At 70.4% G+C, this 1,924-nt stretch carries 3 protein-coding genes; all 3 read left to right on the top strand.

Annotation, left to right across the window (positions count from 1 at the left end):
• Position 1: 1 nt before the first annotated feature.
• Positions 2-433, top strand: a complete 432-nt coding sequence (locus P3X83_RS43080; protein WP_277311242.1) for an arsenate reductase ArsC — start codon at positions 2-4, stop codon at positions 431-433.
• Positions 434-513: 80 nt separating this feature from the next.
• Entirely contained in the window at positions 514-855 is a 342-nt protein-coding gene (locus P3X83_RS43075) for a metalloregulator ArsR/SmtB family transcription factor (protein WP_277311241.1), read from the top strand.
• A 4-nt stretch (positions 856-859) separates the two neighbouring features.
• A partial coding sequence (gene arsB / locus P3X83_RS43070) for an ACR3 family arsenite efflux transporter (RefSeq protein ID WP_277311240.1) occupies positions 860-1,924 on the top strand: 1,065 nt, incomplete at its 3' end.

The following is a 1,924-nucleotide window of genomic DNA, read 5'->3' as shown; positions in this document are numbered from 1 at the left end:
CCTGGCCCGGGTGGAGGGGAAACACGACGGGCGGCCGATCGTGCTGTTCCTGTGCGTGCACAACGCCGGACGCTCCCAGATGGCCCTGGGGTTCTTCCAGGAACTGGCCGGGGAGCACGCGGTGGCCTGGTCGGGAGGGTCGGAGTTCGCCGCCGAGATCAACCCGGCCGCGGTCGCCTCGATGGCCGAGCGCGGCATCGACATCTCCCGCGAGTTCCCCAAGCCGTGGACCGAGGAGATCGTCCGCGCCGCCGATGTGGTGGTCACCATGGGCTGCGGGGACGCCTGCCCGGTCTACCCCGGCAAGCGCTACCTGGACTGGGAGCTGGACGACCCGGCCGGTCTGCCGGTCGAGGACGTCCGGCCGATCAGGGACGAGATCGAGCGGCGGGTGCGGGCCCTGCTGACCGATCTCGGCGTCCCCGCCGCCTGAGCAGCGTTCGCTGGCCCGTAGGGCTGCCTGATCGTATAGATGTACACTGAATTCGATGGATATCGATATGGGGAGGGTCGATGGAACCACTGGAGCTGCTTGAGTGCAGCCCGCCGCTGGCCCGCGAGCCGCTGGACGCCGAGCGGGCCGCCGCGGTGGCTCGGGGGTTCAAGGCCCTCGGTGACCCGGTGCGGCTGCGGATCCTGTCGATCGTGGCCAGCCGGGCGGGCGGCGAGGTGTGCGTGTGCGACATCACCGCCGCCTTCGAGGTGTCCCAGCCGACCATCAGCCACCACCTCAAGGTCCTCAAGGAGGTCGGCCTGCTCACCTCCGAACGGCGCGCGTCGTGGGTGTACTACCGCCTGGTGCCCGAGACCCTGGGCGAGTTGTCGGCACTGCTCAGCCTCCCTGCGGCGGTGTGAGCCGATGGACACCGCCGTCACCGGCTCCGGCCGGCGGGTGATCGCCGGGCTGTCCACGCTGGATCGGTTCCTGCCGGTGTGGATCGGCCTGGCGATGGGAACCGGGCTGCTGCTCGGCCGCCTGCTTCCCGGGCTGAACGCCGAGCTGGAGTCGGTGAAGATCGGCGAGATCTCGCTGCCGATCGCGCTCGGCCTGCTGCTGATGATGTATCCGGTGCTGGCCAAGGTCCGCTACGACCGCCTGGGCACCGTGACCGGCGACCGCCGCCTGCTCATCGCCTCCCTGGTCCTGAACTGGGGCGCGGGCCCGGCACTGATGTTCGCCCTCGCCTGGATCCTGCTGCCCGACCTGCCGGAATACCGCACCGGGCTGATCATCGTCGGGCTGGCCCGCTGCATCGCCATGGTCCTCATCTGGAACGACCTGGCCTGCGGCGACCGCGAGGCCGCCGCCGTCCTGGTCGCCATCAACTCGATCTTCCAGGTGATCGCCTTCGGCGTCCTGGGCTGGTTCTACCTCGATCTGCTGCCCGGCCGGCTGGGACTCTCGCAGGCGGCGCTGGACGTCTCGGCCTTCGACATCGCCTACTACGTGCTGATCTTCCTCGGCATCCCGCTGGCCGCCGGATACGCCTCACGCCGCCTGGGCGAACGCGCCCGCGGCCGGGACTGGTATGAGAGCCGGTTCCTGCCCCGCATCGGCCCGATCGCGCTGTACGGGCTGTTGTTCACCATCGTCATCCTGTTCGCCCTGCAGGGCGGCACGATCACCGACCGGCCCGGCGACGTCGCCCGGATCGCGCTGCCGCTGCTGGCCTACTTCGCGCTGATGTGGGGCGGCTCCTTCGCGCTCGGCAAGGCCATCGGCCTGAGCTATGACCGCGCCACCACGCTGGCCTTCACCGCCGCGGGCAACAACTTCGAGCTGGCCATCGCGGTGGCGGTGGGGGTGTTCGGGGTGACCTCGGGCCAGGCGCTGGCCGGGGTGGTCGGCCCGCTCATCGAGGTGCCCGTGCTGGTCGCCCTGGTCTACGTCAGCCTGGCCGCCCGCAGGCTGTTCAAGGAGCCC

This window comes from Spongiactinospora sp. TRM90649, assembly GCF_029382225.1.
In the GTDB taxonomy this organism is placed as follows: domain Bacteria; phylum Actinomycetota; class Actinomycetes; order Streptosporangiales; family Streptosporangiaceae; genus Spongiactinospora.
The sequence above is the reverse complement of the archived record's forward strand: the minus strand, read 5'-3'. Positions and strand labels throughout refer to the sequence as shown.

Excerpts from the sequence above, each read along its gene's own strand:
- P3X83_RS43075 (WP_277311241.1), top strand. The coding sequence starts at position 514 with ATGGAACCACTGGAGCTGCTTGAGTGCAGCCCGCCGCTGGCCCGCGAG.